This is a genomic window from Pseudomonas sp. BMW13, assembly GCF_013357275.1.
Classification (GTDB): domain Bacteria; phylum Pseudomonadota; class Gammaproteobacteria; order Pseudomonadales; family Pseudomonadaceae; genus Aquipseudomonas; species Aquipseudomonas khazarica.
The window spans coordinates 61,494-85,931 of record NZ_SUKD01000036.1; the positions used below are offsets into that span (position 1 = coordinate 61,494).

Here is a 24,438-nt window from a genome sequence, read left to right on the forward strand (position 1 = left end):
GAGGCGCGCATCGTCATTCAACGCGACCGGGAGCGTCGTTGCTCTCGCCGCGCCGGTCGCAAAAAAAACCCGGCAGGGGAGCCGGGTGAAAAGCCAACACAAATCGGGGTCCGCAGAGCGGCTGCCTCAGACGGCAGCCACCACGCACATTTCCACCAGCACTTCGGGCTTGTACATCTTCGCCTCGACGCAGGCGCGCGCCGGCGCGTGGCCGTCCGCGACCCAGGCGTCGTACTCGGCGTTGAGGCCGTCATAGTCGGCCATGTCCTTGATGAAGATGGTCAGCGAGAGGATCTTGCTCTTGTCGCTGCCACCCTCGGCCAGCATCTTGTCGATGTTGGCCAGGGTCTGCCGGGTCTGCTCGCGGATGTCGCCATCGAAGTCGTCAGCCAGTTGGCCAGCGAGGTAGATGGTGCCGTTGTGGATCACCACTTCGCTGTAGCGTTTGGCCACGTGCAGGCGCTGGATCGACATAAGGGTAGAACTCCTTGGATTGCAAAAACGCAGAGGCTATCAGGTCCGCAGCGGCTGCGGCTCACCGTGCACTTCGCGGGCCTTGCGCGAATAACGCGAGATATCCAGGCCGTCGGCGCTGATCTGCGGGCGCTTGTTGGCCATCAGGTCGGCGAGCAGGCGACCGGAGCCGCAGGCCATGGTCCAGCCCAGGGTGCCGTGCCCGGTGTTGAGGAACAGGTTGCGGTAGGCCGTGGCCCCGACGATGGGCGTGCCGTCCGGGGTCGCCGGGCGCAGGCCGGTCCAGAAGTCGGCACGCTGCAGGTCGCCGCCTTCCGGGTACAGATCGGCGGTGATCATCTCCAGGGTTTCACGGCGACGCGGGTTGAGCGACAGGTCAAAGCCGGCGATCTCGGCCATGCCGCCGACACGGATACGGTTGTCGAAACGGGTGATGGCGACCTTGTAGGTCTCGTCAAGAATGGTCGACTTCGGCGCCATGTCCGCGTTGACGATCGGCACGGTCAGCGAATAGCCCTTGAGCGGGTAGACCGGCGCACGCACGCCCAGCGGCTTGAGCAGCTGCGGGCTGTAGCTGCCGAGAGCCAGCACGTAGCGGTCGGCGGTTTCCAGCTTGCCGTCGATCCATACGCCGTTGATGCGGTCGCCCACGGCGTCCAGGCGCTGGATGTTCTGGCCGAAGCGGAACTCGACGCCGAGCGCCTTGGCCATGTCCGCCAGTTTGTTGGTGAACATCTGGCAGTCGCCGGTCTGGTCGTTGGGCAGGCGCAGGGCACCGGCCAGCTTGTGCTTGACGCCAGCCAGCGCCGGTTCGACGCGAGCGATGGCATCACGGTCGAGCAGTTCGTAAGGCACGCCGGAGGCTTCCAGCACGGCGATGTCCTTGGCGGCGGCATCGACCTGGGCCTGGGTGCGGAACAGCTGGGTGGTGCCGAACTGACGGCCTTCGTAGGCGATGCCGGTCTCGGCACGCAGCTCGTCGAGGCAGTCGCGGCTGTACTCGGACAGACGCACCATGCGCTCCTTGTTCACCGCATAGCGGCTGGCGGTGCAGTTGCGCAGCATCTGCGCCATCCACAGGTACTGGTCGACGTCGCCGGTGGCCTTGATCGCCAGCGGCGCGTGTTTCTGCAGCAGCCACTTGATGGCTTTCAGCGGTACGCCCGGGGCCGCCCAGGGCGAGGCATAGCCGGGAGACACCTGGCCAGCGTTGGCGAAGCTGGTCTCCAGCGCCGGGCCGTCCTGGCGATCGACCACTACCACCTCGAAGCCCTGACGGGCCAGGTAGTATGCACTGGCGGTACCAATCACACCGCTGCCGAGAACCAGAACACGCATGCTTTTCTCCCCGCCGCACCTTGAGATACGGACGTAACGGACCAGAGTTGTCGATGGGCGCAGTATAGGAAGAGCCGTGCAGTGCTTTTCACCATATACACAGCTATATTTGGCGAGAATTCTTGGCAAAAAGCCGTTTTACAGAGGCGGATTCCCCATGAGAACCCAGCATCAAAGCCGTCGTGAACTGGACAAGATCGACCGCAACATCCTGCGCATCCTGCAGGAGGATGGGCGCATCAGTTTCACCGAACTGGGCGAGCGCGTGGGGCTGTCGACCACTCCCTGCACCGAGCGCGTACGCCGCCTGGAGCGCGAAGGCATCATCATGGGCTACCACGCCCGCCTCAACCCGCAGAACCTCAAGGCCAGCCTGCTGGTATTCGTCGAGATCAGCCTGGACTACAAGTCCGGCGACACCTTCGAGGAGTTCCGCCGCGCGGTGCTCAAGCTGCCGCACGTGCTGGAGTGCCACCTGGTTTCCGGCGACTTCGACTACCTGGTGAAGGCACGCATCAACGAGATGGCCAGCTACCGCAAGCTGCTCGGCGACATCCTGCTCAAGTTGCCGCACGTGCGCGAATCGAAGAGCTATATCGTCATGGAAGAGGTGAAAGAGTCGCTGCAGCTGCCCGTACCGGAATAGCCCTGCGGGACAGGGCCCCGCAGGCGACGGGAGCGACGCTGAACGGCCAGGCGTCGCTCAGACCCAGAGCATATGCACCGCCACCGCGACCATCAGGCCGCCGAAGACCCGCCCCTGTATCCTTAATGCCTGGTCCGAGGTGAAGCGCCCCAGAATCAGTTGCCCACCGTAGATCCACGGGAAGTGGCAGACGATGCCCACCAGCAGAAAGGCGCCCGTCAGCAGCAGCACCTGAGGCGCCAGTGCCCGATCCGGCTGCAGGAACTGGGCGAACATGACCGCCACCATCGAGTGGATCTTGACGTTCAGCAGCACGGCGACGATGCCGCTGACCAGCCCCATGCGCTCCACCGTCTGGGGCTTGGCGCCAGGTGCTGCGGAACGGAAGAAGCCCCAGGCCAGATACAGCACGTAGGCCGCCCCCGCCCACAGCATCAGCGTATGGCTCTGCGGGTACTCCAGGAGCAGGGCTCCGAAACCCAGGCCGTAGAGCAGGCACAGCAGCACATTGCCGATCTCGAACCCCAACCAGAACAGCCCGGTACCCCGCACCCCGAAACGAGCACCGGACAGGGCCAGCACCGTGTTCCCCGGCCCCGGACTGATGACCATCGGTACCGCAAACCCGAGAAACACCGCAACCAGCTCAAGTGCCATGACACCCTCTCATTTATCGAACGATTTCAGAGAGTTAACCGGCGTTTTCAGCGGCGGGGAAATGATCTAATCTCGGCCATTGGATAAATACAGCTAATGGAAGAGGCTCATGCGCCGTCTGCCGCCGCTGGGAGCAGTCCGCGCATTCGAAGCTGCCGCCCGCCACCTGCATTTCACCCGTGCCGCCGATGAACTGGCGGTGACCCAGGCCGCCATCAGCCATCAGGTACGCCTGCTGGAGGAATGGTTGGGCCAACCCCTGTTCGAACGGCGAGGCCGGGTGCTGGCCCTGACTCCTACAGGGGCCGCCTACCTGAACGACCTGACGCCGGCGCTGGACCGTATCGCCGCTGCCAGCGCCACGGCCCGGCGCCCAGCCAATGGCCCGGTGCGGATGAGCGTACTGCCGTCGCTGGCCTCACGCTGGCTGATGCCGCACCTTCCGGCGCTCCAGGCCGCCCACCCGGAGATCGACCTGCAACTGACCACCACCGCCGAGCTGTGGGATGGCAAGGACAACCGTTTCGACCTCGGTTTGAGGTCAGGCCCCGGCGGTTGGGCCGGCCTGAACAGTGCCTTGCTGGCCACGGAAACCCTGAGCCCGGTGTGCAGCCCGGCCCAGCGGCAGGCCCTGCCAACGCCCTGCACCCCCGCCGACCTGCTGGGTCATCGCCTGCTGCACGACACCCCGAAAGGAAACTGGAGCCGCTGGTTCAGCGCTGCCGGTCACCCTGACCTGGCGGTGCCCGCCGGATTAAACCTGAGCGATTCCGCCCTCGCCCTCCAGGCTGCCGCCGACGGACAGGGCATCGCGCTGGGGCGCCTGTTTCTGGCGGCGGGCGACTTGCGCGCCGGGCGTCTGCTCATGCCCTGCCCGCAGCTACGGATTCCCAACGACTACGCCTACTGGCTGGTCTGGCCAGCGCGCCATGACGCGAACCCGGCCATCACCGCGGTGAGGGAGTGGATATGCGCCACTGCGCAGGCGGAACGCGCAGCCCTGGAACAGGTTCTGGCCGAGCATTAACTGCCAGCGCCAGCGTACGCCAGGGAGCTGGCCTGGCGAGCCAGGCTTTGCACGAAAATGATGCTGCGTTGAGACGCGCTCAGAATGCTCGTTCACAGCACGCAGACTGCGCTTCCTCGGGCAATTGCGCGGGGCCGCCATCGCGATTGCCTGACTTTAGCTCGACGACTTTTCGCCCCGAGCCCAAGTGTTCCCTACAGCAGTCGCTGCCGCGTGCTGGCGATCAGGCGGTGTACCTGCTGCTCCATGGCCGGCTCGATGGGCTGCTCGGGGGCACGCCCATGCGGGCACGGCAGGTTCGGCGTGGTGCCGAACAGACGGCAGATCAGCGGGCGCTGGTCATACACTTCACAGCCATTGGGCCCCAGGTGTACGCAGTTGTACTCGGCCAGCGCCGCCTCATGTTCGGCATCGCTCTTCACCGGCAGGCGCGCCAGCTCCTGCGACGATGCGGTGACCGGCCCGCAGCAGTCGTGACAGCCCGGCACGCAGTCGAAGCGCGGAATCTGTCGGCGCAGGTAGTCTATCTTGCGGTCAGTGCAGCTCATGCCTGGGCATCCGGGGAACGAAGGGCACAGTCTACAGCGCCCGGCCCGCCGATAAATCCTGCTTTTTTCCGCTTGCCTCTTGGCGTCGGGCGGATCACGCGCTTATCCTGCGTTAAATTTTCCACACACCAAAATCAGGATTTCGCACATGAACGCCCGCGTTCAACAGCCCGTCCACAGCCCACAGCATGCCGCTTCCTACTACGCCGCCAGCGTCAATCGCCAGCAGGCCTACCCGCCCCTGGGCGGTGAGCTGCAGGTAGATGTGTGCATCGTCGGCGGCGGCTTCAGCGGCCTGAACACCGCCATCGAGCTGGCCCAGAAAGGCCTGTCGGTGGCACTGCTGGAGGCACGCAGGATCGGCTGGGGCGCCAGCGGGCGCAACGGCGGGCAACTGATTCGCGGCGTGGGCCATGACGTCGAGCAGTTCGAGTCGGTGGTGGGCAAGGAAGGCGTGCGCCAGTTCAAGCTGATGGGCCTGGAGGCGGTGGAGATCGTGCGCGAGCGTGTCGAGCGCTTCCAGATCGACTGCGACCTGACCTGGGGCTACTGCGACCTGGCCAACAAGCCGGCCCATCTCGACGGTTTCGCCGAGGACAAGGCCGAGCTGGAAAGCCTCGGCTACCGCCACGAGCTGCGCCTGGTCGCGCCGGAGCGCATCCATGAGGTGGTCGGCTCCCGCAACTACCACGGCGCCATGATCGACATGGGTTCAGGCCACCTGCACCCGCTCAACCTGGCGCTCGGCGAAGCCGCCGCGGCGCAGTCGCTGGGCGTGCAGCTGTTCGAGGAGTCGCCGGTCACCCGCATCGACTATGGCAACGAGGTGCGCGTGCACACCGCGCAGGGCCAGGTTCGCGCACGCTTCCTGGTGCTGGCCTGCAACGCCTACATCAACGGACTCAACCCGAGCCTCAGCGGCAAGGTGCTGCCGGCCGGCAGCTACATCATCGCCACCGAGCAGCTGTCCGAGGAGCAGGCCCGTGAGCTGATTCCGCAGAACATGGCGCTGTGCGACCAGCGCGTGACCGTGGACTACTACCGTCTCTCGGCCGACCGCCGCCTGCTGTTCGGTGGCGCCTGCCACTACTCCGGACGCGACCCGGCGGACATCGCCGGCTACATGCGGCCGAAGATGCTCAAGGTGTTCCCGCAACTGGCCAACGTGCGCATCGACTATCAGTGGGGCGGCATGATCGGCATCGGCGCCAATCGCCTGCCGCAGGTCGGTCGCCTCAAGGATCAGCCCAACGTGTTCCATGCTCAGGCCTATGCCGGCCACGGCGTCAACGCCACGCACCTGGCCGGCAAGCTGCTCGCCGAAGCCATCGCCGGCCAAGCCAGCCAGGGCTTCGACCTGTTCGCCCAGGTACCGCACATGACCTTCCCGGGTGGCAAGCATCTGCGTTCGCCACTCCTGGCCCTGGGCATGGCCTGGCACCGCCTGAAAGAGCTGCTGTAGGCACGGCGGCAGCCGCGCCTGCAGCGGTCGGGCTACAGCTTCCAGAACGGCAGGCAGACCTCGCGCTCGGCCTGCGCGCGAGTGAGGCCGATGTCGCGCAGTTGCTGGTCGTTGAGCTTGCGCAGCATGCCGCGGGTGTTCAGACGACGCCAGAAGGCCGGCCAGTTGCGCCCGAAGTAGCGGGTCGCGCGCGGCTCGGCCGCACTGCGAACGGGCCCGCTCGCAGCTGCGAGGTCTGTCTTGCTGAAACTGGTCATCGTCATGCTCCCGTTGCCTTCTGTCATGGGAGATCAGGATGCCGCTGTCAGAAAATACATGACAGATTCAAAAAACTCTTATTAACTCCATACAGATTCCGCTCGATTCCGGCTGAATTGGATTTTCTGCGCGAATCTGTACTGGTCAAACCACACAGTCTGAGTTTTCCGGGTAACTGTCATGACGCTGTACATGAACCTGGCCCAACTGCTGGGCACACGCATCGAACAGGGCCTCTACCGCCCCGGTGACCGCCTGCCCTCGGTGCGCAGCCTGAGCCAGGAACACGGCGTCAGCCTCAGCACGGTGCAGCAGGCCTACCGCCACCTGGAAGACATGGGCCTGGCCGCGCCACGGCCGAAGTCCGGTTATTTCGTGCCGCTGGAACGCCAGGTGCCGGCGCTGCCACAGATCATCCGTGCGGCGCAGCGGCCGGTGGAGGTCTCGCAGTGGGACCACGTGCTGGAGCTGATCAGCAGCTCCCCGCAGCACGACATCCTGCAGCTCGGTCGCGGCCGGCCCGACATCAGCAGCCCGACACTGAAACCGCTACTGCGCAACCTGTCCCGCCAGGCCCGTCGCCAGGACCCGGACATCCTCACCTACGGCGGCATACGCGGTGACAACCGCCTGCGTGAGCAGGTCGCCCGGCTGATGCTCGACTCCGGCTGCCAGGTGGCGGCGGAGGACCTGGTGATCACCACCGGCTGCCATGAAGCGCTCTCGGCGGCGGTGCGTGCCATCTGCCAGCCCGGCGATATCGTCGCCGTCGACTCGCCGAGCTTCCACGGCGTGATGCAGGCCCTCAAGGGCTTCGGCATGAAGGCGCTGGAGCTGCCCACCGACCCGCTGACCGGGATCAACCTGGAAGCTCTGGAAATGGCGCTCGAGCAGTGGCCGATCAAGGCCATCCAGCTCACGCCGAACTGCAACAACCCGCTCGGCTACATCATGCCCGAGGCCAACAAGCGTGCCCTGGTCGCCCTGGCGCAACGCTTCGACGTGGCCATCATCGAGGACGATGTCTACGCCGACCTCGCTTACAGTTATCCGCGCCCGCGCAGCATCAAGTCCTACGACGAGGACGGCCGCGTGCTGTTCTGCAGTTCCTTCTCCAAGACCCTGGCACCCGGCCTGCGGGTCGGCTGGATCGCCCCGGGACGCTACCTGGAGCAGGTGGTGCACATGAAGTATCTGGGCACCGGCAGCACCGCCCAGCTGCCGCAGGTGGCCGTCGCCGAGTACCTGCGTGACGGCCACTACGAGCCCCACCTGCGGCGCATGCGCGCGCAGTATTTGCGCAGCCGCGACCTGATGGTGGATTGGGTCAGCCGCTATTTCCCGGCCGGCACGCGGGTCAGCCGCCCCCAGGGCAGCTTCATGCTCTGGGTGGAGATGCCGCAGGGCTTCGACAGCCAGAAGCTCAACCGCGCCCTGCTGCCGCACAAGATCCAGATCGCGCCGGGCAGCATCTTTTCCGCAGCCGGCAAGTACCGCAACTGCATCCGCCTGAACTACGCCGAACCACCCAGCGAGGCCATCGAGGCGGCGGTGCGGCAGATCGGCGCGACCATCAGCGAGTTGCTGAGCGAACTGAGCGACTGAGCCTTGGCCTGCAAAGGCCGGCGTGCGCCCGTTGCGTCTGCGTGCCCTGCTGCTGGCTGCGCGCTAGGAGTGCCCTTCGGCCGGCGCGGCCGACAAGCCCTCGTCGCGCCAGGCCAGGACGACGAAGACGGCTGCGCCGGTCGCCATCAGCAAGGGCAAGGCATGGCCACTGATCCACTGGCTGACCGCGCCGGTGGTCAGCGGCCCGATCAGGCAGCCGATGCCCCACAGCTGCGCGACATGGGCGTTGGCCCGTACCAGTTCGTCATCACGGTAGCGCTCGCCGATCAGGATCAGCGACAGGGTGAACAGGCCGCCGGCGCTGGCGCCGAACGCCACCAGCAACGGCCAGATCAGCGCGGTATGCAGCAGGGCCGGAATCGCCAGGCTGGACACCAGCAGCACCAGGCCGCAGCAGCGGAACAGCAACTGCCGCGAAATGCGATCGGCCAGCCAGCCGATCGGCAACTGCAGCACCGCGTCACCGACCACCACCACGCTGACCATGAACAGGGCCACTTCCTGGGTGAAGCCCTGGCGCAGGCCGTAGACCGGCAGCAGGGTCAGCATCATCGCCTCGAACGCGGCGAACAGCATCACCGCCCAGGCGATCGCCGGCATCTTCCGGCAGAACACCGCCAGGCCGCGCCCCGAGGCGCTGTGTGCATCCACTCGCGGCGCCCCGCTGCGGCCCAGCAGGATCAGCGAGCCGCCGATGAGCAGGCCGACGCCGGTCCAGAAGCCGCTATCGGTATCCGTGCCCAGGGCCGTGAGCAGCAGCGGGCCGCTGAGCTGGCTGAGGGCATAGCCGGTGCCATACAGGGCCACCAGGCGCCCGCGCCACTTCTCCACGGCGAGCTGGTTGATCCAGCTCTCGCCCAGGATGAACACCACGGTCAGCGCCACGCCGATGAACAGGCGCAGCGCCACCCATACCGCGTAGCTCTGCACCAGCGCCAGCAGGGCCACCGACAGCGCACCGAGCAGCAGGCACGCCTGCATCAGTGCGGTGGTGCCGAAGCGCGCGGCCAGGCGCCCGGCCAGCGAAGCACCGAGCAGAACGCCGACCGCCGGTGTCGCGGCCATCACGCCGATGGCGAAGGAATCGTAGCCCCAGCTCTCCAGGCGCAGCGAGACCAGAGGCATGGTCACGCCCAGTGCCAGGCCGATGCTGATGACCGCCGAACAGACGGCGAAATAGGTGCCCCAACGCATGACTCACTTCCTTGGTTGCCGAGCCGTTGCAAAGACAACGGCCGGACTCCGCAGGGAGTCCGGCCGCAGGTTTCAGAGCGCGGTCGCCGGCCGTCTCGCTGAACGCCCGGCCCTCTCCCCCTTGCCCATGAATGGAAGAGGGGAGCCGATCACCGGGTCACGGAGTGAGCAGTGATCGCAGTGCATCGCCGAACGCAGGCAGCGCCTGCCGACCATCTTCCGGGTCAACGCCGGAGAAGACGCCCCGCTGCCCTTACAGCTTGATCCAGGTCGCTTTCAGTTCGGTGTACTTGTCGAACGCATGCAGCGACTTGTCACGGCCGTTGCCGGACTGCTTGAAGCCACCGAACGGTGCGGTCATGTCACCGCCATCGTACTGGTTGATCCACACGCTACCGGCACGCAGCGCCTTGCCGACCAGGTGGGCACGCGACAGGTTGCTGGTCCATACAGCGGCGGCCAGGCCGTAGATGGTGTCGTTGGCGATGGCCACCGCTTCTTCCTGGGTATCGAAACCGATCACCGACAGCACCGGGCCGAAGATTTCTTCCTTGGCGATGCGCATGGCATTGCTCACGCCGTCGAAGATGGTCGGCTCGACGTAGGTACCGCCGGTCTCTTCCATCACCCGGCTACCGCCAGCCACCAGCTTGGCGCCGTCCTCGTGGCCGGCCTGGATGTAGGCCAGCACGTTGTTCATCTGCGTGGTGTCGACCAGCGCGCCGACATTGGTGGCCGGGTCCAGCGGGTTGCCCGGTTTCCAGGCCTTGATGGCCTCGACCACCATGGGCACGAACTTGTCCTTGATGGCGTTCTCCACCAGCAGACGCGAACCGGCGGTGCACACCTCGCCCTGGTTGAAGGCGATGGCACTGGCGGCGGACTCGGCAGCGGCCTGCAGGTCCGGCGCGTCGGCGAAGACGATGTTCGGGCTCTTGCCGCCGGCCTCCAGCCAGACGCGCTTCATGTTCGACTCACCGGCGTAGATCATCAGTTGCTTGGCGATCTTGGTCGAGCCGGTGAATACCAGGGTGTCGACATCCATGTGCAGGGCCAGCGCCTTGCCAACGGTGTGGCCGAAGCCCGGCAGCACGTTGAACACACCGGCCGGGATACCGGCCTCGATGGCCAGCTGGGCGATGCGGATACCGGTCAGCGGCGACTTCTCGGAGGGTTTGAGGATGATCGAGTTGCCGGTCGACAGCGCCGGGCCGAGCTTCCAGCAGGTCATCAGCAGCGGGAAGTTCCACGGCACGATGGCCGCGACCACACCGACCGGCTCGCGCGTCACCAGGCCCAGCTCGTCATGCGCGGTGGCGGCGACTTCGTCGTAGATCTTGTCGATGGCCTCGCCGCTCCAGCGGATGGCATTGGCCGCGCTGCTAACGTCGATGTTCAGCGAGTCGCTGATCGGCTTGCCCATATCGAGGGTTTCCAGCAGCGCCAGCTCCTCGCCATGCGCCTCGATCAGTTCGGCGAAGCGGATCATCACCTTCTTGCGCTTGGCCGGCGCCAGGCGCGACCAGACGCCGGAGTCGAAGGTGGCACGGGCGTTCTTGACCGCCACCTCGGCGTCGGCCTGGTCACAGCTGGCCACCAGGCCGAGCAGGCGGCCATCGACCGGGCTGATGCACTCGAAGGTGGCACCCGACTCCGCATCGCGGTACTCGCCCTGCACGAACGCGCGGGTTTCGATGGTCAGGTTCTGGGCACGCTGTTCCCAGTCGGCACGAGTCAGGCTAGTCATTCCGGCATCCTCATAAGGTGGAAGTGGCGCCTTGTTCAGGCGCGCACTGTCAATAATTCTGCAAGGCCAGTTAGCTGGCCAAATCCTGTGCGCCACACTAAACCACTGGGCTGGGGCTTTTCAATATTTTTGACAAAGTCGTGCAAAAAGCCTTGTCATGTTCGTTTTATTAAACATAGACTGCCGCCACGCTACTCCCGTCGCGGCCCCTCCAGGCCGTGCGCTCGTCGCCACCGATCACCATGGATACGCCAGATGAACATCGAGCAGATCGTCGACTTCGCCCAGGCCAACACCGCCCCCGAACACTATCGTCCAGCCCAGGAGAAAGTGCTCAAGGGTGACCCCGAGCAGAGCGTGCGCAACCACTACAGCAGCCCCTGCGGCCAGTTCAGCACCGGCATCTGGGAAGGCGCTGTCGGCCAGTGGACGGTGAGCTACACCGAGCACGAGTACTGCGAGATCCTCCAGGGCGTTTCCGTACTGCGTGATGCCGATGGCAACGCCAAGACCGTGCGCGCCGGCGACCGCTTCGTGATTCCTGCCGGCTTCTCCGGCACCTGGGAAGTCCTGGAAACCTGCCGCAAGGTCTATGTGATCTTCGAGCCCAGTTAAGCGCCCCGGTTCCTGTTGCTTGTCACCCTTTGGCCCGCCTTGTGCGGGCCTTTTTCTGCCCGCCGTACCGGCAAAAAAAGACCCGCACAAGGCGGGTCTCAGGGGCGCCCGGCCTGGCGAGCCGCGGGCGCAGGTATGACAGACGCGGCTCAGGCCAGCTCGTCGAAGCACTCGGCGACGATGGCGATGCCCTTTTCCAGCTGCGCGTCAGGGATGGTGACGGGCATCAGGAAGCGGATGACGTTGTAGTAGGTGCCGCAGGACAGCAGGATCAGGCCCTTCTCGCGTGCACGGGCGACGATCTTGCCGACCAGCTCGGCCGCCGGCTTGTCGTGGTCACCGCCTTCGAACAGCTCGATGGCGACCATCGAACCGAGGCCACGTACGTCACCGATCACCTTGTGCTTGGCGGCGATGGCATTGAGGCCGGCCTTGAGCATCTCGCCCACGGCGTTGGAACGCTGCAGCAGGTTCTCTTCGTCGAAGACCTTCAGCACGGCCAGGGCCGCGGCGCAGGCGATGGGGCTGCCGGCGTAGGTGCCGCCCAGGCCGCCGGGGGCGATCTTGTCCATGATCTCGGCCTTGCCGCACACGCCGGAGATCGGGAAACCGCCGCCAACGGACTTGGCGAAAGTGGTCAGGTCCGGGATCACGCCCAGTTGTTCGGTGGCGAAGAAGGTGCCGGTACGGCCTGCACCGGTCTGCACTTCGTCAGCGATCAGGAGGATGCCGTGCTGGTCGCACAGGGCACGCAGGCGCTGCATGAACGGCTTGGAGTTGACGTAGAAACCACCCTCGCCCTGGACCGGCTCGATGATGATCGCGGCAATGTCCTGCGGCTGCGCGTCGTTCTTGAAGATGCGCTCGATGCTGGCGATGGACTCGTCCTCGCTCACGCCATGCAGCGGGCACGGCGCCTGGGCGCGGTACACACCGGCGGGCATCAGGCCCATGCCGGCGGAGTACGGTACCACCTTGCCGGTCAGCGACAGGGTCATCATGGTGCGGCCGTGGTAGGCGCCGGTGAAGGCGATCACACCGGCGCGGCCGGTGGCGGCACGGGCGATCTTCACCGCGTTCTCGACGGCTTCGGAGCCGGAGGTGACCAGCAGGGTCTTCTTGGCGAAGTCGCCCGGCACACGCTTGGCGATCTCTTCGCACAGCTCGATGTAGGGCTCGTACGCCAGCACCTGGAAGCAGGTGTGGCTCAGCTTGCCCAGCTGCTCCTGAACGGCGGCGATCACCTTCGGATGCAGGTGGCCGGTGTTCAGCACGGCGATACCGCCGGCGAAATCGATGTATTCGCGACCCTCGACGTCCCAGACGGTGGCGTTCTCGGCGCGCTCGGCGACGATCGGGTGGATCTGGCCGACGCCACGCGGTACGGCGGCTTGGCGGCGTTGCAACAGGGATTCGTTAGTCTTGCTCATGGTGTCCTCATGGCCGTCATCGGGCGGCTCGGTGAAAGGATGAATGCCCCCGGCGGGTGGTCGGCGCAGCATACGATGATCGACTGCGCCGGGCCGGCGGGGACGCAACAGGTTCTACTCGGTACAACCGGGGGCGCCGCGCGCTCTTTCGCACCTTGCCCCCATCTGGAAACCATCAGGTTCCCGAATCAGATGCCGCCCAGGCACATGTACTTGATCTCGAGGTAATCCTCGATCCCGTACTTAGAACCCTCGCGGCCCAGGCCGGACGCCTTCACGCCGCCGAACGGCGCCACTTCGTTGGAGATCAGGCCGGTGTTGATCCCCACCATGCCGTACTCCAGCGCCTCGGCCACGCGGAACACGCGGCCCAGATCACGGGCGTAGAAATACGAGGCCAGGCCGAACTCGGTGTCGTTGGCCATGGCGATCACTTCGGCGTCGTCCTTGAAGCGGAACAGCGGCGCCAGCGGGCCGAAGGTCTCTTCCTTGGCCACGGCGGCGTTCTTCGGCACGTCGACCAGGATGGTCGGCTCGAAGAAGGTGCCACCGAGGGCATGCGGCTTGCCACCGAGGGCCAGCTTGGCGCCCTTGGCCAGCGCGTCCTCGATGTGCTCCTGGACCTTGGCTACCGCTTTCTCGTCGATCAGCGGGCCGGTGGTGGTGCCATCTTCCAGGCCGTTGCCGATCTTCAGCTTGGCCACGGCTGCCTTGAGCTTGTCGGCAAAGGCGTCGTACACGCCATCCTGCACGTAGATGCGGTTGGCGCACACGCAGGTCTGGCCGTTGTTGCGATACTTGGAGATCAGCGCGCCTTCCACGGCGGCATCCAGGTCGGCGTCGTCGAAGACGATGAACGGCGCGTTGCCGCCCAGCTCCAGCGATACCTTCTTGATGTCCTGGGCGCACTCGGCCATCAGCTGGCGACCGATTTCGGTCGAACCGGTGAAGGACAGCTTGCGCACGATCGGGTTGCCGGTCAGCTCGCCACCCACTTCACCGGCGCTGCCGGTGACCACGCTCAGCACGCCTTGCGGAATACCGGCGCGTTCGGCCAGTTCGACCAGGGCCAGGGCGGAGAACGGCGTCTGCGACGCCGGCTTGATGACCATGGTGCAACCGGCGGCCAGCGCCGGGCCGGCCTTGCGGGTGATCATCGCGGCCGGGAAGTTCCACGGGGTGATCGCAGCGGTGACACCGATCGGCTGCTTGATCACGATCAGGCGCTTGTCCGGCTGGTGGCCCGGAATCACGTCACCGTAGACACGCTTGGCTTCCTCGGCAAACCACTCGATGAAGGAGGCGGCGTAGGCGATCTCGCCCTTGGCCTCGGCCAGCGGCTTGCCCTGCTCCAGGGTCATCAGGCGACCGAGGTCGTCCTGGTTCTCCATCAGCAACTCGAACCAGCGACGCAACTTGCCCGCACGTTCCTTGGCGGTCAGCGCGCGCCAGGCCGGCAGCGCCTTCTCGGCGGCCTCGATGGCACGACGGGTTTCCGCGCGGCCCATCTTCGGTACATGACCGATGATCTCGCCGGTCGCCGGGTTGTTCACGGCGATGGTCTGGCCGCTGTCGGCATCCAGCCACTGGCCATCGATATAGGCCTGCTGGCGGAACAGTTGGGCGTCTTGCAGTTGCATGGCAGTCTCCTTCAGATGCCGACGCCAGGCGTCGGGGGTGGAGTCATTGAGCAGGGTCCACGCAACGTACAGCGCTACGTGGGCCAGGTAATGGATTCAGAGTGGCGGATTGGCGAAGGGTTCGAAATAGCTGAACACTGCGTTTGAAATCTCAAACGAATCCTAGGATCGGCACGGGTAAAGGGCAATACCCGGAGGGGCTAAATCGACGAAAGAATGACAAAAAACTTGTGACAGGGGCCCTCGGCAGGGCAAAAAGTGTAAAGCTCGTTTGAAATAACGAACACTCATGCACAATGGACGCTAACCGCCGACATGCGTATGATTGCGCCCCGCAACGCATCCGTAGCTCAGCTGGATAGAGTACTGCCCTCCGAAGGCAGGGGTCGTGGGTTCGAATCCCGCCGGATGCGCCAGATAATGAAAAGCCCCAGGTGAAAACCTGGGGCCTTTTTGTTTCTGCAGGTGCGACTCAGTTGTGAACCTGCTTGATGCCATATGGCAGCGCAACGGTATCGACGACGATATCCGCCGGCAGCGAGTACAGAGTGAGAATGCGACAGGCAATAGATGCCTAGCACCAGAGCGTGTCAGGGAAGTAGCCGCGCTTGAGATCCCCTGAGCAGAACCGCAGGCCAACATCACGGGCCGTACCCGAAGGCGTTGCTGCTGGTACGTTCGAAGAGCGTGCCACAAGCGGCGAGCGCACCGCCCAGAACACCAGCGCCGGACTTCGATGAAGGCGTTTGAGCATGAGCAATCCCTTTCTGCCAGAGCCTTCCTGGCCGATGTCGCAGGATGCGTATCGCAAACTCCGCGAACAACTTGATAGCTGGATGCGCATCACATCGTGACGTCAGGGCATATGAAGGCCTGGAAACGCGATAGAACCCAGGCAGTAGAGCGGACTCATAGATCAGAGACGAGCCACATCTCGTTACGCGCCCTAGGGTTTACCGTTCATGGTGCATACATCGCGACGGCAATGGCCTTATCAGGCGTTCGTAGGTGCTCGAGATGAGCAGCAGAGGATGGAGGAAAGCGCATGGAAATTCTGACGCTGATCGTGACCGCCTTCGTGGTGCTCTCGATTTATTCCTGGCAACGCTCGAGGCCCAAATTACCTCAGCAGCGGCGCAAGCGCAGCGGTCTGAACGGGCAGGATTCCAACCCTGACCTCGGGGGCGGAGGCTTCGGCGATGGTGGTGGAGGCGGAGACTAGGCCACAAAGTACAAGGCCCAGGTGTCGAACCCTAGCCTTGTGCCTTATCGACACTATCAGTTGCTGCCCATCAGCACCGGGGCATTCGCAGGCAGGCTAGAGCTCTCTGGGTTGATCATCCTCGCGTTGATCCTTTCCAGACTTGCGACGCAGCCAGCGGCGAATATCACCGATGATCATCACGACGGCACCAATGACGGTGAGCGCAACGAAGGCAAACACGAATTTGGCCAGCAGATCAATTGCGCTGGCGGCAAGACGCTGATTGCCATATGAGAAACTGGCCAGCGCCAGGTCGTTAAACCCCAGCGTCAGCAGTACGGGAAGAGCGACCCTGAATACTCGCAGGCATTTCAAAGCGACAGAGTTCATCGTCTTGCCTCGTAGATATCACGGGGCAGCATGGCAGTATCGACGACGAAATCCACCGGCATCGAATAAACCGTCAACACCGGGCAGGCTATCGATGCCCAGCACCAGAGCGTGGCCGGGAAGTAGCCGCGATTGAGTTCATCGGAGCCAAACAGCAGGCCAAAGTTGTAGGCAGTGCCGGAGTAATAATCGGGCCCGAAATGGCTGCTAGATGATCGGCCGAACAGTGTGCCGCAGCCAGACAATGCGCTCACTAGAATAGCCAGCGCGGAGATTCGATAAATGCGTTTGAGCATGAAATCCTTTTCCATTCGAGGCCATCATGGCCGCAAAGCAGGGTACGCATCTGCCCGCCAGGCCACAACCTCGACTACCGCTTCCGGCCTGAAGATGTGGCTTAGATCACTCCCAGCGTTGGCGCCCAGGCGATGTCGCCAAGGTAATCATCCAGGCGGTGGAGAAAACTCAGGCAGCCGCCAAGTAAGACTGCAACCGCCTGAACGAACAATGCCGCACCCAAGGGTGCGGCATTGTTCGTTACAGCGCTCGAATCAGCTCAGCGCGTCGCGGCTGTGCACGCCGTCGACCAGGCGCTGGATACCCAGCGGGTTGGCGTTCTGCAGGGCCTCTGGCAGGACATCGTCCGGGTAGTTCTGGTAGCACACCGGACGCAGAAAGCGGTGGATCGCCAGGGTGCCGACGGACGTGCCACGGGCGTCGGAGGTCGCCGGGTACGGGCCGCCATGGACCATGGCATCACAGACTTCCACGCCGGTCGGGTAGCCGTTGAGCAGCACGCGGCCGGCTTTGACTTCCAGCAGCGGCAGCAGGTCGCGGAAGGCGTCGAGGTCGTCGCGTTCGGCAATCAGGGTCGCGGTCAGCTGGCCGTGCATGCTCTGCAGGGCGCGGGTCAGCTCGGCGCTGTCGGCGACTTCGATGACGATGGTGGTCGGGCCGAAGACTTCTTCCTGCAGCAGGTGGTCACCTTCCAGCAGCATGCTGACGTCGGCCTTGAACAGTTGCGGCTGGGCCTGGTTGCCGGCCTGCTCGTTGCCTGCCAGGCGGCTGACCCGGGCATGCCCGCTGAGCTGCGCCACACCGTTGGCATAGCTGCGCAGGGTGCCGGCGTTGAGCATGGTCTGCGCCGGTTGTGCGCCGATGGCATCGGCCAGCCCGGCGACGAACTCGCTGAACTCGGCACTGCGAATGCCGATGACCAGGCCCGGGTTGGTGCAGAACTGACCGCAACCCAGGACCACGGAGCCGGCCAGTTCCTTGGCCACGGTGGCGCCACGCGCCTTCAGTGCACCCGGCAGGACGATCACCGGGTTGACGCTGGACATCTCGGCGAACACCGGGATCGGCTGCGGACGGGCAGCGGCCATGTCGCACAGGGCACGACCGCCTTTCAGCGAACCGGTGAAGCCTACGGCCTGAATGGCCGGGTGCTTGACCAGGATCTCGCCGACGCCGCCGCCGAAGATCATGTTGAACACGCCCTTGGGCATGCCGGTCTTCTCCGCGGCGCGGATCAGCGCATCGGCCACGCACTCGGCGGTCGCCATGTGGCCGCTGTGCGCCTTGAACACCACCGGACAGCCGGCCGCCAGGGCCGACGCGGTATCGCCACCGGCGGTGGAGAAGGCCAGCGGGAAGTTGCTGGCACCGAAGACCGCGACCGGGCCGACGCCGATCTGGTACTGGCGCAGGTCCGGACGCGGCAGCGGCTGGCGCTCCGGCAGGGCGCGGTCGATGCGTGCACCATAGAAGTCGCCGCGACGCAGGACCTTGGCGAACAGGCGCATCTGGCCGCTTGTACGGCCACGCTCGCCCTGGATGCGGGCAGCCGGCAGCGCCGTCTCGCGGGTGACCAGCGCGACGAAGTCGTCGCCGAGGGCGTCGATCTCGTCGGCGATGGCCTCGAGGAACTCGGCGCGGCGCACGGCCGACAGGTTGCGATAGAGCGGATAGGCGGCGGCAGCGGCCTGGGCAGCGGCGTCGACTTCTTTCGGCGTGGCCTGGATGAAGGTGTAGGGCAGCGCTTCACCGCTGCTGGCGTCGAGGCTCTTGTGCTCCACGGTGCCCGCAGCACGGCGCTCACCGCCGATGTAATTGTGGCCAGTCAGACTCAGCATGGCGTTCTCCTGTCAGATGATGGCGAACGGGGCGCCATCGGGACACTGTATGAGCCCGGCAGCAATGCCGGGATTCGCAACCGTCTGCACAGTTGTAGGACGTATGATAAGTGATGACTTAGGTATTTGTCCTCCCCCGGCAGTCTCGCGACTTTCCTGCAGGCGATCGGGCACGACAGCCTGCCCAGTGGCGGCGGTGAGTTCCGCAGCATGGAGGAACGTCGCTGCAGCACGGCAGCGAGGGGTGCGCCGGCCCTCTGGCGGGCCGGCAGGTCTTGCAGCTGCTGCGCAGTCAGCGACTGAGCATGAAGGTCTCGAACTCCAGGTCTTCCAGCGCGTCATTGAGCCGGTACAGGCCCAGCAGTACGCACAGCAGCAGCGACAGGGTGAAGCCGTAGCCGAAGAAGGTCGGGCCGAGCATCTGGCTGAACAGGGTCAACGCACCGTTGGCCAGTACGAACAGCACGCACAGTTCGAGCACGATGGCGCGCTTGTCCAGATAGAAGAACACGTTGAGCAGGGCCATGAACACGACCTGGATGCTCACGCCTATCACGTCGATGTAGAACAGCGGCAGGTAGTAGTGGGAGATGCCCAGCCACGACAGCAGCTGCGGCGCCAGCAGGAACAGCAGCACCAGTGTCAGGCCCTGCACCTTGCAGATTTCCATCAGGCCCTGACGGATCGCCAGGATCATCTGCTCCTTCAGCCAGCCGATGTGCTGCAGGGTTTCACCTCCCCGGATCGCGTCGTAGACGCGCTCGTACCATTCGGCGAAGTCCGTCTCGATGCGCACCAGGAACACGGCCATGCCGGGGATGATCGACAGGTAGGCGAGGAAGATCGGCAGGTCGTAGAGAATCGAGGCGCGCAACGGGCCGATCACCGCTTCCGAGGTCGTCGGGTTGAACCAGAAGATGAACTTGTCGATCCAGATGCCCAGGTTGTAACAGAGCCCGGTCAGCAGCAGGCTGATGAACACCTGGCGGCGCTTGAGGAAGTCGAAGGCGACCAGGCGCTCGGCCGGATACTCACGGAGGATGTCGAAGAGGAAGATGAACAGCAGGCTGGAGTGGCCGATCAGCAGGCCCAGCAGCAGGCCGTCGATGTTCAGGAAGCGCAGCAGGTAGGCCGACGCCACCATCAGCGAATAGCCGAGGAACATCACCCCGAGGATGCGGTTGTACGCCTTCATCCCCGACAGGAAGATGATCACCAGCCACAGGTTGCAGAGCACGACGAAGTTGGCCATCACCAGCAGGCGGTAGGAGAAGGACTGGTCGAACAGCAGGCTCAGCACGATGATCGCCAGCAGCCCGGAAAACACCGTGACCAGCAGCAGGATGCCCACCAGGTTGGGCAGGATCATGTCCAGGCGGCGCTCGAACAGGCGATCGGAGACGAAGCGGGTGAAGAACAGCTGCAGGCCGCCGGTCAGGATCAGCGACGTGGCCATCAGGTAGGTCACCGTGACCAGGAACTGGCCGATCAGCGTTTCCGGCAGCACCGCCCCCAGGCTCAGCACACCGATGAGCATCACGCTGATGATCGACAGCACCCAGGGGCCGGAGCTGATCAGGCCGGCATACAGGTAGGCGCGCATCGTCGAGGTGTAGGAATCCTTGGAGAGGATCTTCCTCAGTTCAAAACCTATGCCGGCCATCTACGCGCTCTCCGTGCCTTCGCGGTACAGCTCGCGGTAACGGGCGAGCATCAGTTCTTCGGTGTAGTAGCGCCGCACACGTTCGAGGCCGACCGCCTGGGCGGCATGCCAGCGCTGCGGATCGCGTAGCAGGGAGAGGATTGCCCGCGAGGTGGCCTGGGGGTCGGCGATCGCCACCACCTCGCCAGCCGTGCCGAGCTGGCGATCCTCCTCGCTAAAGCCCTCGACCAGCTCGCGACAGGAGCCGACGTCGCTGGTCACCACCGGCGTACCGGCCGCCCAGGCCTCCAGCACCACCAGCGGCTGCGCCTCGCTGATCGAGGTCAGGACCATCACGCCCAGCTGCGGGACGACCTCGCGCACCTGGCGGAAACCGAGAAAACGCACCTTGTCCTGCAGGCCGAGACTCGCCACCAGGCTGTGGCATTCGGCGGCGTAGTCGGGGTCTTCCTCTTCCGGGCCGACGATCCAGCCCTCGGCCTCCGGAATGACACTGACCACGCCACGGATGGCGCGGATGAAGGTCTTGACGTCCTTGATCGGCACCACGCGCCCGACCAGCCCCGCCACCGCCGGTACGCCCTCGGGACGGCTGGCCAGCGCCTGGTCCCAGCTGTCGAGGTCGATACCGTTGGGAATCACCCGGGTACGCTCGGCAGGCGCCCCATCGCTGACCTGGCGCAGGCGATTGCCTTCGTACAGGGCGATGATCGAATGCGCCGAGCGATAGGTGATCAGGCCGATGCGCTCGAAGAAGCGGATCCACAGGCGGCGGATGTAGCTGACTTCCGCATCCAGGCCGGTGCTCAGGCGCTCGTCCGGGCTCTCGGCGATCCAGCCCGCCTGGGCCAGGTCGATCTTGCGCTCCTTGGTGTAGATGCCGTGCTCGCTGAGCAGGTAGTGGCAACCCCAGCGGCGCTGCAGCACGCTACCGAGCAGGCCGGCGTAGCCGGTCGAGATGGAGTGCAGCATGCGCGCCCGCGGCAGGCTCCGGGACACCTCGGCGAGCATGAACAGCGGCGCCTGCATCGAGCGCAGCGTCCAGAAATAGTTGACGAACGAGGGGTCGGCGCAGTGCTGGGTGTAGCCATCGACCATGGCGTCCCAGCTGGCGCGGCTCTGCATGAACGCCTCACGGCCGATGCGCCCCACCGCCAGGGTGTCGACGAAGGCATCGCCCTGCTCGCTGCCCGGTTCTTCCGGGTAATGCAGGAAGCGGTGCACGTCCATCATCAGCTCGGCGAGCTCCGGCGTCGCCCGCGAGCTGGTAGCGGGCATGGCGCTCCAGGCGTCCTCGAGGAAGTGTTCCTGGATGTGCACGACATTGTCCGGAATCGCGTAGTGCCGCTTGCCGTAGGCCTCCTTCTGGCCGCCGATGAACAGCACCGAGAAGGTCAGCTCGGGCAGGCCCAGGATCAGTTGGTTGATCCAGCTGGAGACACCGCCGCGCACGTACGGCCAGGTACCCTCGAGCAGCAGGCAGATATCGACGTTCTGCACGTCGGGAACGGTGGTTTTCTCACTCATAGCCAGTATTTTGCCAATGCCGCGAAGGGGGGGCGTTGCAACATGTCAGCCGGCATGCTGGCCAGCATCTGCGGGATTTCGTCGTAGCGTTGCCGGCGGAAGGCGATCTCGGCCTGGTAGGGCGCCAGCTGCGCCGCGCCCGTGCCGGTCTGCGCCGCCTGCTCGAACTGGGACGAGGCCTCGTCCAGGTTGCCCAGTTCCATGGCGATACGCCCGGCCAGCAGATGCAGCTCGCCACTCGGCTCACCCTGCAGCGCCGTGCCGACATGGCTCCAGGCCTGCTGCAGCACGTGTTCGAGCACGCTGCCCTGGGCCAGGCCGACGTAGGCCAGCTCCCAGTACCAGCGCGCCAGCTGGCCATGCAGGGCGAACTTGCGCTCGGCCTTGGTCTTTTCCATGCTCGCCAGCGCCTGTTCGATGCGCTGGTTGATGCGGCTTTCGCGCTGGTCGAGCATCGAGTAGGCCAGCAGGCGCACGTCATCGGAGGGGTCGCGCAGGGCCAGCTTGAGAATCGGGATGGCTTCCTTGCTGCGCATGCGCCGCGTGGCGAAGATCGCCGTCAGGCGCTGGTCCGGGTCCGGCGCGTGGCGCAGCACGTCCTGCAGGCCGCCGTCGCTGAACATCAGTTCGCGCGTGCGCTCCCGTGGGCGGAACGGCAGCTCGGGCACCGCCGTCGCTTCCCAGGGCTGGACCTTGCGCTTGCGCGGCAGGTAGAGCGCGGGGAACAGCGCCAGGGCGACGCCGATCATGCCGATCAGCGGAATGAAGAACGACAGGCTGAAGATGAACAGCGGGCTCCACGGCAGCGGAAAGCGATAACGGCGTGGCAGCAGCAGCCAGATGCCGGCGGTCAGCATGGCGCTGCCCAGGCCATGCGCGGAGGCATACAGCAACGCTGCCTGGTGTGCCGGCAGGTCGCTGACCGCACTGGCCCAGCTGCCCAGTTCGAGCAGCGCGGCGCCGCTAAACAGCCACTTGCTGATCATTCAGGGCACACTCGTTGAACAGGAAGTGCCGCAGCGCATCGCGCTCGTCGCCACCTTCGAAGAGGAATCGATGGGTCTGCACACCCAGTGATTCCAGCTCGCGACCCTGGCCGAAGCGCTCGGCGAAGAGTTGCTTCAGACGCACCAGATAGCCCTTGGAGCCCTCGCCCGACGTCAGCGGCAGGAGGACCAGCACCAGGCGGCTGCCGCGCCCGTTGATGACCTTCAGTTGCACGTCCAGACCACGCTGGCTGCTCTCCAGCAGGCGCTGGACCTCCTCGCCGTTGTCCTCCGCCAGCTCGAAGGCGAAGAGGCTGGCCGGCAGGCCGTGATCGCGCGCATCGCTGAGCGAACGCTTGAGCAGCTGCGAGTACTGCTGGGCGTCGGCATCCGGCAGCTGCAGGGCCTGCGCATCGCTCATCAGCAGGTCGGCGATGTGCCCGGCGAGGATGGCCAGCAGGCTGAAGCTGCGCTCATGGAACATGAAGAACGGCATCTGCTGAATGGCCAGCACGGCCAGGATGCGCTCCTCGGTGTCGATCAGCGGCACACAGGCCTGCAACATCGAATGGCGCCCGCCCTCTCCACGATCGAGCACGTCGGAACGCACGCTGACCAGCTCGCCACGCTCCAGGCACTGCTTCAGCAGGATGTCGGCGCCCTTGAGCTCGCCCATCTCCCCCAGCACGGCCAGCGGCTGCTGGGCGATACGCTGGTTGTCGATGACCCGGTACAGTCCCGCGACCCGCAGCGAGCCGTACTGGCCGAGCAGCGACAGCACCGAATCGGCCAGCGTCTTCAGCGCATCGTGATCCCCCGGCAGCGCACGCAGTTGCTGGCGCAGGCTGAGCAGCGAGCTGCGCAGGCTCTGGTCGTTGCCGGCCACCCGCTGTTCCAGGCGGTCGTGGGAAATGCGCAGGATGTGGTGGGAACGGGTGAACTCGTCGAGGCGCAGCTGGCGGTATTCGTTGGCCAGGCTCAGGCGCTCCAGACGGCGTTCCCAGATGTCGCGGAATTCGCCGACCAGCATGCTGCACAGCAGCATGCCGACGATGAAGGAGGCTGGCGTATCCGCGTACAGCTCGTGCCCCGCGATGCGCAGCACGAACAGCGCCGCGATCAGCAGCGCCGCACTGAACAGCCCCTGGAGGAATCCGTAGCGAACGCCGAGCAGTATCGGCACCAGGATCATCCAGGGGAACGACGCTGCCACGAGCAGCGGGTCCGCCGGCGACAGCCAGTAGCCGAAACCGAGGGCCAGGAGCGTCAGCAGGCAGCTTTCCCACCAGGAAACGCGGCCGCTGGCCCTTGGCGCTAGAGTGAAATCCTTGTGGGCAGACTGCATCGTGATTACTCGAAGTCGAGGTTACCTACCAGTTTGCGCAGCACTTTCTGGGCAGCACCTGCAACGCTCTCACGGGACCAGCCGGCGCGTGCGCCACTGGAACTCCAGACCACACGACCGCTGGCCGGTTCGAGAATCTGCAGGCTGATGCCGACTGCCGGCTCGCCGTCCAGGCCGTTCTTGTACTGCCACTCTTCCACGCTACCAGTGATCACGTAGGCCAGCTTCTGCTCACGCGCCCAGGCCAGCGCCTGGCTCTGACGCTCACGGTCGTCCTGCAGCAGCAGGTCCTTCTGCGGTTGCTGCGGGTACATCAGCGGGGTCACACCCTCCTCAGCCAGGATGCTGATCAGGATCTGCTCGGCGCGCTCGCCGGCCTGCGGCGCCTGGGCATAGTTGACCAGCGGGGCGACGCCCCACGAGGCATCGCGCGGCAGCGTCTGGTTGCCGCCGCCGCTGAAACTGGAGCAACCCGTGACGAACAGTGCAATGGCCACCAGGGCCAGGCAACGTATGCTTTGCATCT

23 protein-coding genes and 1 tRNA gene are annotated in these 24,438 nt (G+C 65.1%); 7 read left to right on the forward strand and 17 right to left on the reverse strand.

The genetic code is table 11. The annotated features are described in order from the left end of the window. Nucleotides 1-126: 126 nt before the first annotated feature. Together E4487_RS22405 and dadA are read right to left on the reverse strand one after the other, a co-directional pair. The gene (locus E4487_RS22405; RefSeq protein ID WP_017361197.1) at nt 127-474 is read right to left on the reverse strand and encodes a RidA family protein; all 348 of its coding nucleotides are present in this window, start codon (nt 472-474) and stop codon (nt 127-129) included. Between the two features lie 39 nt (nt 475-513). Then, nucleotides 514-1,812: a D-amino acid dehydrogenase gene (gene dadA / locus E4487_RS22410; protein WP_037052717.1), complete on the reverse strand. Its 1,299-nt coding sequence runs from the start codon at nt 1,810-1,812 to the stop codon at nt 514-516. Nucleotides 1,813-1,969: 157 nt separating this feature from the next. On the opposite strand from dadA, the gene dadR reads away from it, so the two are divergent. Next, the gene (gene dadR / locus E4487_RS22415; RefSeq protein WP_037052716.1) at nt 1,970-2,458 is read left to right on the forward strand and encodes a transcriptional regulator DadR; all 489 of its coding nucleotides are present in this window, start codon (nt 1,970-1,972) and stop codon (nt 2,456-2,458) included. 57 nt (nt 2,459-2,515) lie between these two features. On the opposite strand, the gene E4487_RS22420 is transcribed toward dadR, so the two are convergent. Next, nucleotides 2,516-3,115: a LysE family translocator gene (locus E4487_RS22420; protein WP_175254426.1), complete on the reverse strand. Its 600-nt coding sequence runs from the start codon at nt 3,113-3,115 to the stop codon at nt 2,516-2,518. Between the two features lie 109 nt (nt 3,116-3,224). Here E4487_RS22420 and gcvA point away from each other — a divergent pair, with 109 nt between their 5' ends. After that, entirely contained in the window at nt 3,225-4,142 is a 918-nt protein-coding gene (gene gcvA, locus E4487_RS22425) for a transcriptional regulator GcvA (RefSeq protein ID WP_175254427.1), read from the forward strand. A gap of 194 nt (nt 4,143-4,336) precedes the next feature. Here gcvA and E4487_RS22430 read toward each other — a convergent pair whose 3' ends face one another. Then, complete coding sequence (locus E4487_RS22430) at nt 4,337-4,690, reverse strand: YkgJ family cysteine cluster protein (protein WP_047588342.1); 354 nt, start codon at nt 4,688-4,690, stop codon at nt 4,337-4,339. 148 nt (nt 4,691-4,838) lie between these two features. On the opposite strand from E4487_RS22430, the gene E4487_RS22435 reads away from it, so the two are divergent. After that, nucleotides 4,839-6,152: an FAD-binding oxidoreductase gene (locus tag E4487_RS22435; RefSeq protein ID WP_175254428.1), complete on the forward strand. Its 1,314-nt coding sequence runs from the start codon at nt 4,839-4,841 to the stop codon at nt 6,150-6,152. 32 nt (nt 6,153-6,184) lie between these two features. Here E4487_RS22435 and E4487_RS22440 read toward each other — a convergent pair whose 3' ends face one another. Beyond that, nucleotides 6,185-6,409 (reverse strand): DUF1127 domain-containing protein, encoded by a 225-nt coding sequence (locus E4487_RS22440; RefSeq protein ID WP_037052706.1) that lies wholly within the window; start codon nt 6,407-6,409, stop codon nt 6,185-6,187. A gap of 181 nt (nt 6,410-6,590) precedes the next feature. Between E4487_RS22440 and E4487_RS22445 the strand changes: the two genes are divergently transcribed. Beyond that, entirely contained in the window at nt 6,591-8,015 is a 1,425-nt protein-coding gene (locus tag E4487_RS22445) for a PLP-dependent aminotransferase family protein (RefSeq protein WP_134677606.1), read from the forward strand. A gap of 63 nt (nt 8,016-8,078) precedes the next feature. Here E4487_RS22445 and E4487_RS22450 read toward each other — a convergent pair whose 3' ends face one another. Both E4487_RS22450 and E4487_RS22455 read right to left on the reverse strand, forming a co-directional pair. Continuing rightward, nucleotides 8,079-9,230, reverse strand: a complete 1,152-nt coding sequence (locus E4487_RS22450) for an MFS transporter (RefSeq protein WP_037052701.1) — start codon at nt 9,228-9,230, stop codon at nt 8,079-8,081. 253 nt (nt 9,231-9,483) lie between these two features. Beyond that, entirely contained in the window at nt 9,484-10,977 is a 1,494-nt protein-coding gene (locus tag E4487_RS22455) for an aldehyde dehydrogenase (RefSeq protein ID WP_037052700.1), read from the reverse strand. A gap of 255 nt (nt 10,978-11,232) precedes the next feature. Here E4487_RS22455 and E4487_RS22460 point away from each other — a divergent pair, with 255 nt between their 5' ends. Then, a complete protein-coding gene (locus E4487_RS22460) occupies nt 11,233-11,592 on the forward strand; it encodes a cupin domain-containing protein (RefSeq protein ID WP_037052698.1) in 360 nt (119 codons plus the stop codon). 149 nt (nt 11,593-11,741) lie between these two features. On the opposite strand, the gene gabT is transcribed toward E4487_RS22460, so the two are convergent. Both gabT and gabD read right to left on the reverse strand, forming a co-directional pair. Next, a complete protein-coding gene (gabT, locus tag E4487_RS22465) occupies nt 11,742-13,022 on the reverse strand; it encodes a 4-aminobutyrate--2-oxoglutarate transaminase (protein ID WP_037052697.1) in 1,281 nt (426 codons plus the stop codon). Nucleotides 13,023-13,210: 188 nt separating this feature from the next. After that, complete coding sequence (gene gabD, locus E4487_RS22470) at nt 13,211-14,662, reverse strand: NADP-dependent succinate-semialdehyde dehydrogenase (RefSeq protein ID WP_037052695.1); 1,452 nt, start codon at nt 14,660-14,662, stop codon at nt 13,211-13,213. Nucleotides 14,663-15,001: 339 nt separating this feature from the next. Here gabD and E4487_RS22475 point away from each other — a divergent pair. Beyond that, nucleotides 15,002-15,078, forward strand: a tRNA-Arg gene (locus E4487_RS22475). Between the two features lie 629 nt (nt 15,079-15,707). Continuing rightward, the gene (locus E4487_RS22485) at nt 15,708-15,884 is read left to right on the forward strand and encodes a hypothetical protein (RefSeq protein ID WP_167494373.1); all 177 of its coding nucleotides are present in this window, start codon (nt 15,708-15,710) and stop codon (nt 15,882-15,884) included. Nucleotides 15,885-15,980: 96 nt separating this feature from the next. Here E4487_RS22485 and E4487_RS22490 read toward each other — a convergent pair whose 3' ends face one another. The 8 genes from E4487_RS22490 to E4487_RS22525 form a co-directional block, all read right to left on the reverse strand. After that, entirely contained in the window at nt 15,981-16,256 is a 276-nt protein-coding gene (locus E4487_RS22490) for a hypothetical protein (RefSeq protein WP_134677605.1), read from the reverse strand. After that, complete coding sequence (locus E4487_RS22495; RefSeq protein WP_134677604.1) at nt 16,253-16,552, reverse strand: YceK/YidQ family lipoprotein; 300 nt, start codon at nt 16,550-16,552, stop codon at nt 16,253-16,255. Before E4487_RS22495 ends, E4487_RS22490 begins: the two co-directional genes overlap by 4 nt. A 255-nt stretch (nt 16,553-16,807) precedes the next feature. Next, nucleotides 16,808-18,391 carry an aldehyde dehydrogenase (NADP(+)) gene (locus E4487_RS22500; RefSeq protein WP_175254429.1) on the reverse strand — a complete coding sequence of 528 codons (1,584 nt, stop codon included), beginning with the start codon at nt 18,389-18,391 and terminating at the stop codon, nt 16,808-16,810. Between the two features lie 292 nt (nt 18,392-18,683). After that, nucleotides 18,684-20,054: an exopolysaccharide Pel transporter PelG gene (pelG, locus tag E4487_RS22505; protein WP_175254430.1), complete on the reverse strand. Its 1,371-nt coding sequence runs from the start codon at nt 20,052-20,054 to the stop codon at nt 18,684-18,686. Further along, nucleotides 20,055-21,581, reverse strand: a complete 1,527-nt coding sequence (gene pelF / locus E4487_RS22510) for a GT4 family glycosyltransferase PelF (protein WP_051800661.1) — start codon at nt 21,579-21,581, stop codon at nt 20,055-20,057. It abuts the gene before it with no gap. Next, complete coding sequence (locus E4487_RS22515) at nt 21,578-22,567, reverse strand: HEAT repeat domain-containing protein (RefSeq protein WP_037056857.1); 990 nt, start codon at nt 22,565-22,567, stop codon at nt 21,578-21,580. The genes pelF and E4487_RS22515 overlap by 4 nt, the downstream gene beginning before the upstream one ends. Continuing rightward, entirely contained in the window at nt 22,545-23,912 is a 1,368-nt protein-coding gene (locus E4487_RS22520; protein ID WP_175254431.1) for a PelD GGDEF domain-containing protein, read from the reverse strand. Before E4487_RS22520 ends, E4487_RS22515 begins: the two co-directional genes overlap by 23 nt. 5 nt (nt 23,913-23,917) lie before the next feature. Beyond that, nucleotides 23,918-24,436: a hypothetical protein gene (locus E4487_RS22525; protein WP_037056873.1), complete on the reverse strand. Its 519-nt coding sequence runs from the start codon at nt 24,434-24,436 to the stop codon at nt 23,918-23,920. Nucleotides 24,437-24,438 lie beyond the last annotated feature (2 nt).

Excerpts from the sequence above, each read along its gene's own strand:
- dadR (WP_037052716.1), top strand. The coding sequence starts at position 1,970 with ATGAGAACCCAGCATCAAAGCCGTCGTGAACTGGACAAGATCGACCGC.
- E4487_RS22520 (WP_175254431.1), bottom strand. The coding sequence starts at position 23,912 with ATGCAGTCTGCCCACAAGGATTTCACTCTAGCGCCAAGGGCCAGCGGC.
- E4487_RS22430 (WP_047588342.1), bottom strand. The coding sequence starts at position 4,690 with ATGAGCTGCACTGACCGCAAGATAGACTACCTGCGCCGACAGATTCCG.
- E4487_RS22485 (WP_167494373.1), top strand. The coding sequence starts at position 15,708 with ATGGAAATTCTGACGCTGATCGTGACCGCCTTCGTGGTGCTCTCGATT.
- E4487_RS22435 (WP_175254428.1), top strand. The coding sequence starts at position 4,839 with ATGAACGCCCGCGTTCAACAGCCCGTCCACAGCCCACAGCATGCCGCT.
- E4487_RS22455 (WP_037052700.1), bottom strand. The coding sequence starts at position 10,977 with ATGACTAGCCTGACTCGTGCCGACTGGGAACAGCGTGCCCAGAACCTG.
- E4487_RS22460 (WP_037052698.1), top strand. The coding sequence starts at position 11,233 with ATGAACATCGAGCAGATCGTCGACTTCGCCCAGGCCAACACCGCCCCC.
- gabT (WP_037052697.1), bottom strand. The coding sequence starts at position 13,022 with ATGAGCAAGACTAACGAATCCCTGTTGCAACGCCGCCAAGCCGCCGTA.
- gcvA (WP_175254427.1), top strand. The coding sequence starts at position 3,225 with ATGCGCCGTCTGCCGCCGCTGGGAGCAGTCCGCGCATTCGAAGCTGCC.
- gabD (WP_037052695.1), bottom strand. The coding sequence starts at position 14,662 with ATGCAACTGCAAGACGCCCAACTGTTCCGCCAGCAGGCCTATATCGAT.
- E4487_RS22450 (WP_037052701.1), bottom strand. The coding sequence starts at position 9,230 with ATGCGTTGGGGCACCTATTTCGCCGTCTGTTCGGCGGTCATCAGCATC.
- E4487_RS22420 (WP_175254426.1), bottom strand. The coding sequence starts at position 3,115 with ATGGCACTTGAGCTGGTTGCGGTGTTTCTCGGGTTTGCGGTACCGATG.
- E4487_RS22525 (WP_037056873.1), bottom strand. The coding sequence starts at position 24,436 with ATGCAAAGCATACGTTGCCTGGCCCTGGTGGCCATTGCACTGTTCGTC.
- E4487_RS22445 (WP_134677606.1), top strand. The coding sequence starts at position 6,591 with ATGACGCTGTACATGAACCTGGCCCAACTGCTGGGCACACGCATCGAA.
- E4487_RS22490 (WP_134677605.1), bottom strand. The coding sequence starts at position 16,256 with ATGAACTCTGTCGCTTTGAAATGCCTGCGAGTATTCAGGGTCGCTCTT.
- E4487_RS22405 (WP_017361197.1), bottom strand. The coding sequence starts at position 474 with ATGTCGATCCAGCGCCTGCACGTGGCCAAACGCTACAGCGAAGTGGTG.
- pelF (WP_051800661.1), bottom strand. The coding sequence starts at position 21,581 with ATGAGTGAGAAAACCACCGTTCCCGACGTGCAGAACGTCGATATCTGC.
- E4487_RS22495 (WP_134677604.1), bottom strand. The coding sequence starts at position 16,552 with ATGCTCAAACGCATTTATCGAATCTCCGCGCTGGCTATTCTAGTGAGC.
- pelG (WP_175254430.1), bottom strand. The coding sequence starts at position 20,054 with ATGGCCGGCATAGGTTTTGAACTGAGGAAGATCCTCTCCAAGGATTCC.
- E4487_RS22500 (WP_175254429.1), bottom strand. The coding sequence starts at position 18,391 with ATGCTGAGTCTGACTGGCCACAATTACATCGGCGGTGAGCGCCGTGCT.
- E4487_RS22515 (WP_037056857.1), bottom strand. The coding sequence starts at position 22,567 with ATGATCAGCAAGTGGCTGTTTAGCGGCGCCGCGCTGCTCGAACTGGGC.
- dadA (WP_037052717.1), bottom strand. The coding sequence starts at position 1,812 with ATGCGTGTTCTGGTTCTCGGCAGCGGTGTGATTGGTACCGCCAGTGCA.
- E4487_RS22440 (WP_037052706.1), bottom strand. The coding sequence starts at position 6,409 with ATGACCAGTTTCAGCAAGACAGACCTCGCAGCTGCGAGCGGGCCCGTT.